Below are 14968 nucleotides of genomic sequence, written 5' to 3' on the forward strand. Positions count from 1 at the left end.
AAGGATTTTTACATCATGCAAAGTAAGCAAGAATTTCGTTCTTATAGTTTAATTATTCTTGGAACATTTTTAGTAGGTTTAGCATTTAATATATTTCTATTGCCTGCATCCATTACAGCAGGAGGAGTGGCTGGGATTAGTATTATTTTAAACAAATTGAATGGCTGGAGCCCAGCAATTGTGCAATGGGCAATAAATATCCCAACTTTTGTTTTAGGCTATTTCCTACTAGGTAAAGATTTCAGCATCCGCACCTTTATTGGAACAGTTCTGCTGCCTACATTCATTTGGCTGACATCTTATTTGCCGTTCTCAGTGGAAGATCCATTGCTTGCTTCCATTTACGGTGGGATCCTCAGCGGGATCGGAATTGGTCTTGTATTTCGTGGTAAAGGGTCTACTGGAGGGACAACAATTTTCGGACAGCTTATTAAGAAATACACACGTTTATCAAGCGGTTATTCGCAATTTTTAATTGATGGCTGTATCGTAATTGTTGCCATGTTCGTTTTTGACTTTGAAAGAGCCCTATATGGTATGATTGCCATGTTTATTATAGGAAAGTCTATTGACGTGGTTCAGCTTCGTTCATCTACTTCTAAGCTTGTCTTAATAGTGACGGAAAACGAACAGAAAATCACAGATTTAATTCGCAATGAAATCGACAGAGGCTTCACGAAGGTTTGGTCAGAAGGAGGATACAGCAATCAGAAAAAAGCATTGCTGTTCAGTGTGGTCGAACAATCAGAAGCGGTATACTTAAAAGAATTAATTCAAAGAAGTGATAATAACTCCTTTGTTATTTTCTTAAATGCATCTGATATTATCGGCAGAGGCTTTTCAATTCCAAGAGATTTCCCAAGAAATTAGGAGTTTTGGTGTACCTATATAGGTACACCTTTTTTTTATTAGTATTAAAATTCCATCTTAAATTTCAAGTTTTTACGAAAAACATTAAGATAAAAAAAGTCTATTGGATTAATTATATAAAAATAACAATTTTGAAACTGTACGGAAGGATTTGATTAATAGGAAAAACAGGAAAATAGGTATATTAATAATAGAATGCGAAATGTTTCACAAGACTGGTAATTGTTTATAGCAGCATAGTTCTTTTAAATAGAGTTATCTGACTTAAATAATAGGATAAATTAAAAATATTATTGCGTTAAAACATTATTTAGATACATTTAAAAATTGCAAAAAATCTGCCATTGACAGTAGGCGTTTTTAGCTTTTATAATCAGCGAAGTGAAATTTTAAACAAATAATAGACTATATCCATTTTTAGATATAATTGTTTGAAAATTTTAACATTATTTAATATTCAATTTGGGAGGATTACAGCTTTGAGTCAACTTTTTCGCAGGAAATCAGTAAATACTATGATTTCACAATCTCAAAATAAAATGCTGAATCGGACGATGGGAGTTATGGATCTCATCTTCTTGGGAGTCGGCTGTGTTATTGGTACAGGTATTTTTGTAATAACAGGTGTTGTTGCTGCAGAAAGTGCAGGTCCGGCAATTCTTCTTTCCTTTGTTCTTGCTGGAATAGCTTGTGCACTTGCTGCGTTTTGTTATGCTGAATTTTCTTCTGCAGTGCCGCTGTCAGGAAGTGTATATACTTACACATATGCAACATTAGGTGAGTTTTTTGCCTTTTTAATCGGCTGGGATTTAATGTTGGAATATGTTCTAGCAATCGCCGCAGTGGCAACAGGGTGGTCTGCATACTTCCAATCTTTAATTGCAGGGTTTAATATTGTGCTTCCAGCAAGTATTTCATCTGCTCCTGGATTAGATAAAGGTGGAATTGTCGATTTACCGGCAATGCTTATTATCTTAGGTATTACTGCTTTGGTTTCTAAAGGCGTAAAAGAAAGTATTAAATTCAACAATATCATGGTTTTCGTTAAACTTGGCGTAATCTTGTTGTTCATTATTGTTGGTGTTTGGTATGTGAAGCCGGATAACTGGACACCATTCATGCCATTTGGATTCGATGGGGTCATTACAGGTGCAGCTACTGTATTCTTTGCTTATATTGGATTTGATGTTATTGCAACTGCTTCAGAAGAAGTAAAAAACCCAGGCAGAACAATGCCTATTGGTATAATTGGGTCTCTAGCTATTTGTACGGCATTATACATTGCTGTTTCCACTGTTTTAACAGGAATGATTCCTTTCACACAGCTGAATGTTGGAGCACCAGTTTCTCTTGCGTTAGAATCAGTTGGTCAAAATGCAGTTGCAGGGATTATTTCTATCGGGGCAGTAATGGGGATTACTACTGTTATTCTTGCCTTGGTTTATGCACAAGTACGTCTAAGCTATGCAATGAGCCGTGATGGTCTTCTGCCGAAGATGCTTTCGTCTGTAAACAGTAAAACAAAAACACCATTTAAAAATACATGGCTGACAGGTATTGTTGCAGCATGTATCGCTGGTTTTGTTGATTTGTCTACATTGGCTCATCTAGTAAACATGGGGACATTGGCAGCATTTACGCTGATCTCTATTGCAATCATCGTATTGCGCAAGAAATTCCCAGAATTAAAAGGTTCCTTCCGTGTACCTTTCGTACCAGTATTGCCAATCATCAGCGCACTTCTTTGCATAGGACTGGCAGTCAGCCTGCCAGGAATCACTTGGATTTCCTTTGTAATTTGGCTGGCAATTGGAACGAGCATATATTTCCTATACTCGAGAAAAAACAGTAAGTTGAATAATTAATATCGAAAGCAGCCATTGGCTGCTTTTTTTGTACTTAACAAGGACAAAAGACTACCTATAGGGAATAAGGATGCTAGGAGTTTGTAATAGAAGATATTGATTCGGATTTCTTCGGAATAAAAACAAAGTAAAAGACAGCTGCACTAGTTGCAGCTGCCGTGATTATGATGTTTATGTAAACTTCTTTATGTACCAGGCATCCATAGCAGAATGCTCAGACCCGGCTAAAGGTGCAGAAAGCAGTTCAAACCCAAACTTTTCATATAGAGCACATGCAGCCTTTAATTGCTGACGAGTTTCCAAGTAGCATGCTATATAATGCTTTGCAGCAAAGTCTAAGGCCGTTTCCATCAAAAGGTTAGCATAGCCCTTCCCTTGAGCTTTAGGGCTTAAATACAGCTTCTGTAACTCGCAAATGCCTCTTTCCTCATCAAAGGGAGCGATACCGATGCCACCGACCACTTCACCATCAAGTACTGCAACCCAATAAGCAGCTGATTCTAGCGAATTGTAATACTCTGACAGTTTGTCTAAGGAAGGGTCAAAATAAGCAGTGCCTTTTATATTCAAACCGACAGATTCAAGTGAATGACGGATGATGGATGCTACTATCTCATTATCTTGTTGTTCTATCTCTCTAACAATCATTTTAAAATCCCCTTTATTAGTATGGATAAGTAAATGTTACCTTATTTTTTTGAAAATACAAATATTTTTAGTTTTTTATGTGACAGATAGATTTAACCAAAAGGGAAATGACTTTTAAAAAGATAAATCCTCAAGATGTGGAGGATTTATATTTAGCAAGAAAAGGATAGGAGAATGAAATGGAAACAGAAGAGATGAGTGCTAATAATAAGGATAAACCAAAATTAAAGTGTAGAAATTCTAATAGTAACCAATAAATTAGAAAGAATGGAACAACGGAAATAGCTACAGCTATAAGCCGAGAAAAAAACCGGACATTATGAGAGGTTTCACAGTATGTACAAGTAATAGGCTTATAGTTAAATAGAAAGGAGTTGTATAGAGCAATCCAGTTAAATTCGCGCTTGCAATGGCTGCATTTTTGCATATATATTACCTCCGAATTGTTGTTGTGTTATTTACGTTTTAATAGTTAGAAGGTTTCATTGAAATAGAATTTACGATACAATACATCAGGCAGTTAGTACAAATGATAATCCTTTTACTGAGGCTGGTAGACAAGGATTTTAAGAAAGCATTGTTCCTTAAGGAATAATGCTTTTTTTACTTTTTTTAAGTATAAATATGGGAAGTTTGTGATGAAGGAGAATTCCAAAGAATATAGAATATAAAATGGATAAATTTGCATTATATTGAAGGTTATGGTGTTTAATTATGAAAATGATAAAAAGACAGTAATTATGGGGGATCAACTTGATGAGAAATATATGTACTGGAGTATTATTATGCATCGTTACTTTAGTTGGGTGCTCAATTGAACAAACACTTGAGGAATACTTTCATCAAAAAATGAAAGAAATGCATAAAGATGAAAAAAATTTTTCCTATTCACTGGTTCATACAGAGTTAAATGCTGTTCACGAAAATGATGGAATTGTAGTGTTCGAAGAGCATAATAACCATCAAGGAGATCAAATATATATAGCTTATCTAGAGAAGGAAGAACAGCAATGGGAATGGAAGAGAACAAGAGGAGCAAAATGGAATAGCCCAGTAAAATGGTCTTCCATGAACCAACCACCTTATATATATTCTGGTGCAATAAGTGATAATTCAATCACTGAAGTATATGCAGGCAATCAATCTGCAAAGATCATTCAAGTGGAAGAGGATAAAAGGTTTTGGTATGCAATCAGTTCTATTAAGGATGTAAAAGTTAAGATGGTTAAAGAAGACGGAAGTGAAGAGTTTATGGAAGAAATAAACTACGAGGAATTAGAAAATCAATAATATGTGTAAGGTAATAAACTTGTAAGTATCATGGGGAGTATTCTAAAAAGGAGAATCTATGCCTAAGGAGGAAGATTTCATGGAGCTTAAGGAATTCATTCGTTTCCTTAATAGATTAGAAGAAAATGATATATTTTATAAACTGGATAAAATTAGGAATGATGCTGTTTTAGTTGAAATTGCCGTGCCAGGTCAACGTTGGGAAGTTGAGTTTATGGAGGATGGTACTGTAGAAATAGAAAAATTCATCAGTGATGGAGACTTTTATGATGTTAAGGAAATAGAAATATTAATAAAAGAATTTAGTGATTAGGTAATAAATAGGAGAAAGACTTCAATTAAGAAGTCTATTCCTATTTATTATTGTTAAACTTCTTTCAAGAATACATAACTAACCTTATTATACTTCATTTTTTTCTCATAGAAGCGGTGAGCATCTATGCGTTTTAATCCGGACGAAAGTGAGACAATATCGTAACCATTATTCTTTGACCAATTTTGTATATACTCTAGAAGGGCTTCTCCATATCCTTTAGAACGGTAGTTGTTATCCGTTATTAAATCACAAACCCAAGTAAACCTGCCATTATAAAGAGTTATCATAGGCATAAAGCCTGCAACAGCAATTATATTCTTATTAATAAATAGTGCAGCCATTCTATAATTATCTTTTTTCGCTGCCGCCTTTACTAATTCAAGGTAACTTTTCTCATCTAAGTGAGTTCTTAATTGTTTCATTACGGAAAAGGCTTCTAACCATTCGTGTTCCTTATCTAATTCTCTTATTTCAAAAGATTGTTGCGGCATTGTTCATTCTCCTTTAATTTTTACTAATATTAAAACATATCTTGATATAATCAAAAGTATCAGATTCAAGAAAGTTAATGGAACCAGTTAGTGTGGAGGAGAAGAGTAATGATTGAAATTACACCATTATTAGAAAGCGAAAATAAATCACCACTCTACATTCAATTATCCAACTATATAAAAGAGGAGATAAGTTCTGGAAGGATAAAACCAGGTGAGAAACTTCCATCTAAAAGAAAATTAGCTGAGCATTTAGGGCTAAGCATCAATACAATACAGACCGCATATGAGCAATTAATTGCAGAAGGGTTTGTGGAAAGTATACTTCGAAAAGGATTATATATAAAAGTCTTAGAAGACGAACTGACTCATAAATTATTTGAAGCCGAGAAGCGTCCGTTAACTAGGTGTGAAAAAAGTGTAAATGTTGAGATTGATTTTAATTCAGGAAAAGTTGATGTGGAAAATTTCCCTTATTCCTTGTGGAAAAAAACTACTGTTCAATCTTTATATGAAGATCAAGGTGAACTGTTTAATATGGGTAACCCTCAAGGAGAATTACAATTAAGAGAAGAAATAGCAAAATACACATATATGTCTAGGGGTGTTAAATGTACTCCCGAGCAAATTGTAATTGGAGCTGGTACACAGGTGCTTATGACATTACTTTCCATACTAATTGGAGACAATATGGTATATGCACTAGAAAATCCTGGATTTCATCGTACGAGAAAAGTCCTGCAAGATTTGGGAAGAGCAACTACCTCAATTCCTCTAGATACAGACGGTATTAACATAGAACAATTAAAACATAGTGGAGCAAATGTAGTTTATGTAACACCCTCGCACCAGTTCCCAGTTGGGATAATTATGCCTATAAAACGCAGGCTGGAATTGTTAGAATGGGCCGAATCTACTCATGGTTATGTTATTGAAGATGATTATGATGGTGAATTTCGTTATGAAGGAAAGCCGATTCCTTCTTTACAAGGACTTGATATACTGGGAAAGGTAGTCTATATGGGGACTTTCTCTAAATCTTTAATACCTTCCATTCGAATTAGTTATATGGTTCTTCCTCCAATCTTAATAGAAAGATATAAAGAAAACTTATTGCTGTATAAACAAACGGTATCTCGCCTTCATCAAGATACCTTATATCGATTTATGAAAGAAGGTTATTGGCAAAGCCATTTAAATAAGATGAGAACACTGTATCGAAAAAAACATTCGTTCTTCATGCAAACCATAAAAAAACATCTTCATAATCAGGTGCGAGTTATAGGAGAAAACTCAGGTCTACATCTTATTCTACAGGTAAATAATAACTGGACCGAGAAGGAATTAATAGATACAGCATTACAAGAAGGTGTGAAAGTATATCCTTTATCTGTTTACTATGAAAATGGAAGTAATGTTAATTCTAGTGTTCTATTAGGTTTCGGAGGTCTATCGGAAAAACAGATAGATATTGGCATCCAATTATTAAAAAAGGCTTGGCAGATTGATTAGTTTTGGAACTCTTTTAAGCGATTAAACGTATGTAATATGAAGGTGATAAAAATGATGAAATTAATGTTCATGCTTGCAGCGATTACGTTTCCTTTATGTGCTTCTCTGAATAAAGGGGCCTCTGGTATTTTACTATCCATGTTCTTTTTATTGCTTGCAGCATTCGTAAACCAAGGTTTACTAAAAAGAGTCAGTGAAAGATTTTAATGATTACATATGGAGGATTGTAATGGCGGAAATCAGGAGAGATAATTCAAAGCGCAATAAGTTGTTTATTGCCATAGGAATAGTCCTTCTAGTGGTAGTAGGATTATTCATATGGCAGTCTGTGGACAGATACAAGGAAGTCCAACAAATAGAGTCGAAATTGGGTTTTGAGATTACAGTGGTAGATAGACAATCACATGAAGCATGGTGGGCAGCTACGAGAACGTATTTAGTAAAACCAGTGGACGATGAAAGTAATCTGGAATACATGCTTTACTTGAATAAAGAAAATAAGATTGAACAATGGGCTAAAGTGGAAAATGGGGAAGTTCAAAACATAAAGTATGAAGATATGTAACTAATGGGAGCATTAATCCAGGGAGATTAATGCTCTTTTGGCAGTTAGCTGAAGTTATGCTGTTACCAAAAATTCAACAAGGGAAAAAATAAAAGGTGCCGAATAATAAATATATCTTTATTAGAAAGGAGAGAAAAAATGGAGGAACGCCATAGGATTCTTTTTAAACAGTTAGAAACGTACCGAGAAGATGTTTTAGATAGTTTAAATGGTGTAAGTGCAGAGGCAGCTGAGATAGTACCACATAATTTTAATAATAATATTAGATGGAATATGGGGCATATTTACTTGGATCAATACTTATGGATTGAGAGCCTAACAAAGGAAAAAACAGATGTTCCTGATGTTTTTCGCAATTGGTTTGGTTATGGAACAACACCGGTTCATTTCTCAGCTGAAACGCCTTCTTATCTAGAACTGAAAAAATTGCTGAAAGAACAACCTGTTAAATTGATGGAGAACTATGGAAGCCGATTAGAAGAAGTATATCCCCCTACTGAGATGGGAATGCGAACAATAGAACAAGTGTTAATTAGAACCATCTTTCATGAAGGTATTCATTTGCAAGCGATAAACGACATTAAAAAGTGTTTATAATAATTATATTTCCCTGTCTAAAGTTATTGGACGTAAAAACCATAAATAAACCAGTTGCCTATATACAAGACAGGCAACTTTTTTCTTTGTGAATGGATGTACTTAACACCTCTCTTTCAATCTTTGCAAAATCACCTGCTAACAAACCCTCATTACCTTCCTTTATTTGAAAAAGATTAGAACTTTATTTAAGGAGAGTACAAAAAAGAATACGATAGTACAGTCAGCTCTATAAACATTTACAAAGTCCCTTCAGAAAAATATAGTGTTGATAGGAGGTGCAACAACATGACAAAAATACAATTTCCGAAAGATTTCTTATGGGGAACTGCTTCTAGCGGGCCTCAAAGTGAAGGATATAAACAAAAGACAAATGATTCTATATGGGATTATTGGTATAAAAAAGATTCCGAAAGATTTTATGAAAAGATTGGACCAGAAACGACTTCCAATGTGTATGAACAATATGCGGAAGATGTGAGCATAATGAAGGAGCTGAGCTTGAATTCCTTCCGAACGTCAATCCAATGGTCGAGATTGATAAAGGACTTCGAAACAGGTGAAGTTGATCAGGAGGCTGTTCAATTTTATAACCATTATATCGACGAAATGATTGCAAATGGGATTGAGCCGATGATGAACCTGTTCCATTTTGATATGCCTTATGAGCTTGAACAGAAATACGGTGGCTTTAAAAGCAGATATGTTGTCGATCTTTATGTGAAGTTCGCAGAAGCTGCATTTGCACTGTTTGGTGATCGAGTGAAGTATTGGATTTCTTTTAATGAGCCTGTAGCTTATACAAAGGGAGCATATTGGCATAATCTTATTTACCCAAATGAAATGAGCATGCAATCATATGTTCAGGCTAACTATCATATTTTGCTAGCCCACTCGTTAATTGTAAGCGCATACCGTGAAGGCGGTTATAGTGGTGAGATTGGGATTGTTGTTGATCTGCTGCCGCCAATACCTCGCAGTGAAAATCCTGCTGACGTGGAAGCGGGCCGGGTGGCCGATTTATTTATTAACTTAATTTTTATGGATCCATGTGTAAGAGGAGAGTATCATCCTGATTATTTGAACATCTTAAAGAAACATGACTGTATGTTTCATCATCATTTAGAAGACTTAGTTGCAATAAAGGAAAATACAGTAGATTTTATCGGCATTAATTATTATCAGCCTATGCGCGTAAAAGCAAGGGATGGTTTGCCGAACCCATTTTCACCTTTCACGCCAGAATGGTATTATGAGCCATATGAAATGCCAAACAGAAGAATGAATGAATACAGAGGCTGGGAAATATATCCGAAAGCCTTATACGATATTGCTATGCGTGTAAAAAATGAGTATGGCAATATCAAGTGGTATGTTTCTGAAAACGGCATGGGTGTGCAAGGAGAAGAAAGATTTAAAAATGATGATGGCTTCATTGAAGATAATTACCGAATTGACTTTATTAAGGAGCACTTAGGCTGGCTGGCAAAAGCCATCGACGAAGGCTCTAATTGCTTCGGTTATCATTTATGGACTTTTGTTGATAACTGGTCTTGGACGAATGCTTATAAAAACCGATATGGCCTTGTGTCCTTAAATTTGGAAAATACGGAAAGAACGATTAAAAAGTCTGGTTACTGGATGAAAGAGGCAATTAAAAATAATGATTTCTCTTAAAAAAATTTAAAAGACCTTCTTAAAGGAATGATTAACTTTGTCTATCAGAGTGAACTTAGCAGAGTTTAGTGAAATTGAAAAGCAAGCCTATGAATTTATGCTTAAGAATCCTGACAAGGTGATTAAGCTTTCGGCAGATACGTTAGCTAAAGAGATGTTTGTCAGTAAACCGACTATTTTTAGGGTGTGCAAAAAACTAGGTTTTACTGGAATCGTAGAATATAAGCATTTTTTGATTAAGAGTAAACAAGAAAAAATGAAGGAGCTGAATCCTACCTTGCAGATGGTTGAACAGCTTTTAAAAGAGTTTGACAATGATTTCACACCTGGAAACATTGATATCTTTGAACAGACGAAAATAGTGATATTGTATGCAACACAAGCAAGTACAATTGCTGCAAGTTTTCTGTCGAGGCAGCTGACTAATTTAGGCTACTTTACAAGAATTGTGGAAGATGAATATGAATTTAAACAAGTTTCGGAAACGATTCCTAATAGATCAATCATTATTGCCATAAGCAATACAGGTGAAAATCATCTGCTGACACAGCATTTGCTAAAGGTCACTAATAAGGTTCCAATCTTTGCGATTACGAAAAAGAATTCTTCGCTAGCAAGAATTGCTGATTATGGTTTATTCCATAATCTTGATATTAAGTCTGCATCTAAAACGGTAGATAGAGAAAACCAGCTGCCATTAATGATTCTTATTCACGAGCTGGTTGAAAGACTATGGTCATCATTGCAGGAGAGAAACTTACCGAGGGGGGATTATGATGAATAATTTACTATCTAAACTAGAAAGTAAACTAGTACCATTAGCAACGAGAATAAGCAGCAATAAGCCTTTAAATGCAATAAAGGATTCGATGATCACAATCATGCCATTTTTAATTATCGGCTCCTTATTTCTCTTGGTTGCCTATTTGCCTATTCCAGGATACAGTGAATGGATGATTGGCATTTTCGGCGAAAAGTTTCAGTCCACATTAACGAAAGTAACGGATGCTACATTTGGTATTATTGGCCTTTTTACACTTATAAATGTTGCTTATCAATATGCAAAACAGCTGGATATGGAACCTATTTTCCCAATCATGTCCTCTGTTATGTCATTTATTATTTTAACAACTGTGACAGACGGAAGCTTTGGATTAGAGTGGCTTGGAACGAAAGGGATGTTCGTGTCGATTCTAATTGCGCTAGTGTCGACTAGATTATATAAGAAATTTTATGAATTTGGTATCGGACCAAAAATGCCGGAAGGAGTGCCGCCTGGAGTAATCAGGTCATTCTCCTCATTAATTCCTGTTGGATTGATTGCAGCAATCGTTCTTGCTGTTCAAATTGGCTTTAGCTTTACGCCATATAAGGATATCCACCAATTTATTTACCATATTGTACAGATGCCATTGTTAGGTTTAGGTGATAGTCTAATTTCCATTATTATAGCTGAGATAATCGGTCAGCTTCTTTGGTTCTTCGGTCTTCATGGCAATGCAATTGTAAACGCTATTATGGACCCGATTTGGCTCGGCTTATCTGCAGAGAACTTAAATGCTTTCCAGCAGGGGCAAGATTTGCCTCATATCATTACAAAGCAGTTCAAGGAAATCTATCTGCAAATGGGAGGTTCTGGTTCTACGATTGCATTGGCACTTTGCATGACATTGTTCTCGAAATCAAAGCATTTAAAGACACTCGGATTGCTTGCATTGCCTGCTAGTATCTTTAATATCAATGAACCGATCATCTTCGGATTGTCGATCGTGTTAAACCCAATAATGTTTATTCCTTGGCTGATAATGACTCCAATCTCTGCTGTCATTTCATTTACTGCCATGAGCACAGGCCTTGTATCTGCAACAAGCGGTGTTATCATTCCATGGACTACACCATTATTTATCAGCGGATACTTAGTTTCCGGCGTTAGTGGAATGGTCCTGCAGATTGTATTGCTTCTTGTCGGATTCCTTATTTATATGCCATTCTTTAAATTGCTGGATAAACAGCTTTTGGAAAGAGAGATGGAAGAGGCGAGAGGTTCTGTGGATTTGAAAATGTATAAGTAAATACAAAAAAGGCTCTCCAGTGTGATATTCGCCGTGGAGAGCCTTTTTAATGTTTATTTTGAAAACAACTCTTTCGCTTCCTCCATCGCAAGCTTGTTGCCAAGGGCGGAGTAATCAAGCCAAGGCTGATCAGAAACAACATAGACATGTTTGTTTTTAACCGCTTTTAAACCTTGATAGATTGCAGATTCTTCTAATTGCTTGAAGCCAGTTTGTGCTTCATCATCACTGTTTACTACTACAAAAATCGCATCTGCATCAAAGTCAGGCAAGACTTCCTGGGATATAACTTCATATGGCTGTGTGGAATCTAATTCTTCGATGCCAGCAGCTGGCTTAAATCCTAAATCTTCGAATAGCATTGGGCCAAGTGGGCGTTTTGTCGTAAATACACGAAGCTCCTTGGCTGTTACTCGGATAGCCATTACTTTACTGTTTTCGCCAAGTTCATCTGAAGCTAACGTTTTAACTTCATTTGTGAGGCTCTCATAGTCTGCGATGAAATCTTCTGCTTCCTGTTCTCGATCGACGAGTTTACCAATTTTATTTAAATGATCGCGCCATGTTCCTTCATCAAGGTTAAAGCTTACTGTTGGAGCAATGTCTTCATATTTCGAAATATCCTCACCTGAAATTCCTTCATCGATATAGATGACAGATGAATCTAAAGCAATTAAAGCTTCCATATCAGGGTCTTTTGCTGGACCAAGCTTTTTTGTATCCTTCAATTGATTTTTAACATGTGGAAGGAAATCATTTAACTCACCGCCGACAACAGAGCCGACTGGAGTTATTCCTAATGCGAGCAAATCATTTGTTAAATGGATAGAGAGGGAAGCGATTTTCGGTTCCTCGGTCTCTTTTTTTTCGCTACTATCATTTGAAGCTGATTGTCCACATGCTGCGAGAATTAATAAAAGCATTGCTGTAAATAACATAGCTAGTTTCTTTTTCATCTTGTTCTCCTTTTTCTTGTTTTACTTTGTTTTTGTTAATAAATAAAGAAAATAAGGTCCACCTATCGCTGCGACGACAATTCCAGCTGGAATTGGATTAGGTTGAAAAATGGAACGCCCAACCGTATCTGACAAGACGAGTATGACCATTCCAAGCAGCCCTGCGACTGGGAGGAAATGCTGATGTCTTGGCCCTACTAACCGGCGTGCGAGATGGGGCGCGACAAGGCCGATAAAACCAATTCCTCCAACCATAGCAACACTGGCACTTGAAAGAGCAACAGCAATAGCTAGCATGTACAGACGGGAGCGTAAAACAGAAACACCGAGCCCAACAGCTGTATTGTCTCCTAAAGACAAGGCATCTAGCTTTCGTGCTTGCAGCCAACCGAGAGGGGTTAATGTCACTATCCATGGTAAAAGTGCAATAACATGTATCCAGTCTCTTCCCCATACATTACCCACTAGCCATCTTGAAGCGAAAGTGTATGTATCTTCATCAAGACGGAGTGACAGGAACAAGGTGATCGCATTAAAGCAGGCAGAAATAGCAATCCCGACAAGTATAAGACGAATTGGCAAGATCCCTTTATAGCGGTCATATGTAAGCAAAATGATAATAACAGCTGCCAGTAAACCTCCTGAAAAAGTGAATAATGGAATGAGCAATGCCGCTTTATCATTTAAAGAATGAAAATAGGTAACAAACAAAATAAGACCGAATGAAGCACCTGCATGTAATCCTAAAATGCCGGGATCTGCAAGTGGATTTCTTGAAACACCCTGCAGAATAGCTCCAGAAACACCAAGGCCGATGCCGGCAAGAATTGTAATGATGATACGAGGAAGGCGGTATTCAAACAGTACTAGTGTATTTTTGTAATCCCCAAATCCAAACAAAGTTTGAAGAACTTCTGTTGGCGCAATTCGCAGTGAGCCTGTGTTTAAACTGATCATGATGACAATGATATTTATGATGATTAACACTAGAGCAACTGAAATGGTTTTTGTGCTGCGCAAATCTGTTTTCATCTATAAATCCCTCCCAACTTTACGTGCTGTATAAAGAAAGAAAGGAACACCTACTGCAGCTACTAAAATCCCAATTGCCAATTCACGGGGAGGATTTACAGTCCGTGTCCCTAAATCGGCGAGCATTAACAGGATAGCCCCTAAAATACCTGACATCGGAATGATTAATCTATAATCCGTGCCTACAAGCTTGCGGGCAATATGGGGAATAACAAGTCCGATAAATCCGATGGAACCTACAGCAGAAACGGATACCCCAGCTAAAATGACGGCAGCAATGATGGAAAACACTTTAATCCGATTCACCTTAATGCCGAGATTCACAGCTGTTTCTTTTCCTATCGCAATAAGCGAAATAGAGCGTCCCATGCTTATTGCCCAGAAAATTGTAATCAGAATAACTGGAACAAGCACCCTTAAATGCTCCCATTTAACACCAGCGACTCCGCCAGCGTACCAAAAAGCAAGGTCCTGGCTTAAGTCGTAATAAATGGCGATACCTGCACTTAAAGAGTGCAATAGTGCAGCAATTACCGCTCCAGATACGGTTAATCGCATCGGTGTCAAGCCGCCAGGCACAGACGCACCCATCATAAAAATTAACAGTGTGCAAAGAGCAGCTCCAATAAAGGAAAAAACCATCAATAAGGAGTAAGAGATTGTTGGAAAAAAGGCAAAGCATAGAGTTACAATAAACATCGCTCCAGCATTGATGCCGAGTATTCCTGCATCAGCAAGAGGGTTGCGGGTTACACCCTGCATCAGTGCTCCGGCAACAGCAAAGGCTGCACCGACAATTGCAGCTCCAATCACTCTCGGCAGCCGCAGTTCATAAATGATTTGCTGCTCAGTCAGCGAAGCATCATAGTGGAAGAGTGTTGTCCAAACCGTATGGAAGGTAATGTCTTTTGCTCCGAATGACACGGCTGCTATTAAAGTGCCGAGCAGCCCAGCTATAAAGGCAAGGAAAAGAACTAATCTCCACAAATGATGAAACCTAGTAATCTTATTTTTTAGGAACATAATAGTAAGTCAGCCTTTACTTAATTAGTAATAATGAAAATCATTATCAATTGT

17 protein-coding genes are annotated in these 14968 nt (G+C 36.7%); 11 read left to right on the forward strand and 6 right to left on the reverse strand.

Features of this window, described 5'->3' with window-relative positions:
* The first annotated feature begins 15 nt into the window (after nt 1-15).
* Nucleotides 16-870, forward strand: a complete 855-nt coding sequence (locus tag M3600_RS14280; protein ID WP_233318253.1) for a YitT family protein — start codon at nt 16-18, stop codon at nt 868-870.
* 479 nt (nt 871-1349) lie between these two features.
* Nucleotides 1350-2735 carry a branched-chain amino acid transporter BcaP gene (bcaP, locus tag M3600_RS14285; RefSeq protein WP_251646486.1) on the forward strand — a complete coding sequence of 462 codons (1386 nt, stop codon included), beginning with the start codon at nt 1350-1352 and terminating at the stop codon, nt 2733-2735.
* A gap of 171 nt (nt 2736-2906) precedes the next feature.
* Here the strand turns inward: bcaP and M3600_RS14290 are convergent, their stop codons facing one another.
* Together M3600_RS14290 and M3600_RS29375 are read right to left on the reverse strand one after the other, a co-directional pair.
* Complete coding sequence (locus tag M3600_RS14290; RefSeq protein ID WP_233318249.1) at nt 2907-3383, reverse strand: GNAT family N-acetyltransferase; 477 nt, start codon at nt 3381-3383, stop codon at nt 2907-2909.
* A gap of 130 nt (nt 3384-3513) precedes the next feature.
* Nucleotides 3514-3810, reverse strand: a complete 297-nt coding sequence (locus M3600_RS29375) for a TIGR04104 family putative zinc finger protein (RefSeq protein WP_396953812.1) — start codon at nt 3808-3810, stop codon at nt 3514-3516.
* A 329-nt stretch (nt 3811-4139) separates the two neighbouring features.
* On the opposite strand from M3600_RS29375, the gene M3600_RS14295 reads away from it, so the two are divergent.
* Together M3600_RS14295 and M3600_RS14300 are read left to right on the forward strand one after the other, a co-directional pair.
* On the forward strand, nt 4140-4673 hold the full coding sequence (locus M3600_RS14295) for a hypothetical protein (protein WP_251646488.1): 534 nt from the start codon (nt 4140-4142) through the stop codon (nt 4671-4673).
* A 79-nt stretch (nt 4674-4752) separates the two neighbouring features.
* Nucleotides 4753-4986 carry a hypothetical protein gene (locus M3600_RS14300; protein ID WP_233318245.1) on the forward strand — a complete coding sequence of 78 codons (234 nt, stop codon included), beginning with the start codon at nt 4753-4755 and terminating at the stop codon, nt 4984-4986.
* Between the two features lie 53 nt (nt 4987-5039).
* Here the strand turns inward: M3600_RS14300 and M3600_RS14305 are convergent, their stop codons facing one another.
* Nucleotides 5040-5480, reverse strand: coding sequence for a GNAT family N-acetyltransferase (locus tag M3600_RS14305; RefSeq protein WP_233318243.1), 441 nt, complete (start codon nt 5478-5480; stop codon nt 5040-5042).
* Between the two features lie 108 nt (nt 5481-5588).
* On the opposite strand from M3600_RS14305, the gene pdxR reads away from it, so the two are divergent.
* The 7 genes from pdxR to M3600_RS14340 all read left to right on the forward strand — a co-directional run bounded on the left by pdxR (nt 5589) and on the right by M3600_RS14340 (nt 11903).
* Complete coding sequence (gene pdxR, locus M3600_RS14310) at nt 5589-6992, forward strand: MocR-like pyridoxine biosynthesis transcription factor PdxR (RefSeq protein ID WP_251646490.1); 1404 nt, start codon at nt 5589-5591, stop codon at nt 6990-6992.
* A gap of 51 nt (nt 6993-7043) precedes the next feature.
* On the forward strand, nt 7044-7199 hold the full coding sequence (locus tag M3600_RS14315) for a hypothetical protein (RefSeq protein WP_251646492.1): 156 nt from the start codon (nt 7044-7046) through the stop codon (nt 7197-7199).
* 22 nt (nt 7200-7221) lie between these two features.
* Complete coding sequence (locus M3600_RS14320) at nt 7222-7557, forward strand: hypothetical protein (protein ID WP_233318239.1); 336 nt, start codon at nt 7222-7224, stop codon at nt 7555-7557.
* A gap of 138 nt (nt 7558-7695) precedes the next feature.
* Nucleotides 7696-8154, forward strand: a complete 459-nt coding sequence (locus M3600_RS14325; protein WP_233318237.1) for a DinB family protein — start codon at nt 7696-7698, stop codon at nt 8152-8154.
* Between the two features lie 288 nt (nt 8155-8442).
* A complete protein-coding gene (locus M3600_RS14330) occupies nt 8443-9831 on the forward strand; it encodes a glycoside hydrolase family 1 protein (RefSeq protein ID WP_251646494.1) in 1389 nt (462 codons plus the stop codon).
* Nucleotides 9832-9868: 37 nt separating this feature from the next.
* Nucleotides 9869-10615, forward strand: a complete 747-nt coding sequence (locus M3600_RS14335; RefSeq protein ID WP_233318234.1) for a MurR/RpiR family transcriptional regulator — start codon at nt 9869-9871, stop codon at nt 10613-10615.
* Complete coding sequence (locus M3600_RS14340; RefSeq protein ID WP_237943324.1) at nt 10605-11903, forward strand: PTS sugar transporter subunit IIC; 1299 nt, start codon at nt 10605-10607, stop codon at nt 11901-11903. The genes M3600_RS14335 and M3600_RS14340 overlap by 11 nt, the downstream gene beginning before the upstream one ends.
* A gap of 53 nt (nt 11904-11956) precedes the next feature.
* On the opposite strand, the gene M3600_RS14345 is transcribed toward M3600_RS14340, so the two are convergent.
* From M3600_RS14345 to M3600_RS14355, 3 genes are read right to left on the reverse strand one after another with little or no spacing between them, the layout of a single operon-like run.
* On the reverse strand, nt 11957-12859 hold the full coding sequence (locus M3600_RS14345; RefSeq protein ID WP_233318230.1) for an ABC transporter substrate-binding protein: 903 nt from the start codon (nt 12857-12859) through the stop codon (nt 11957-11959).
* A 21-nt stretch (nt 12860-12880) separates the two neighbouring features.
* Nucleotides 12881-13891, reverse strand: coding sequence for a FecCD family ABC transporter permease (locus M3600_RS14350; RefSeq protein WP_237943322.1), 1011 nt, complete (start codon nt 13889-13891; stop codon nt 12881-12883).
* On the reverse strand, nt 13892-14914 hold the full coding sequence (locus M3600_RS14355) for a FecCD family ABC transporter permease (protein ID WP_233318226.1): 1023 nt from the start codon (nt 14912-14914) through the stop codon (nt 13892-13894).
* Nucleotides 14915-14968: the final 54 nt, after the last annotated feature.

This window comes from Niallia sp. MER 6 (genome assembly GCF_023714395.1).
GTDB lineage: Bacteria > Bacillota > Bacilli > Bacillales > Cytobacillaceae > Niallia.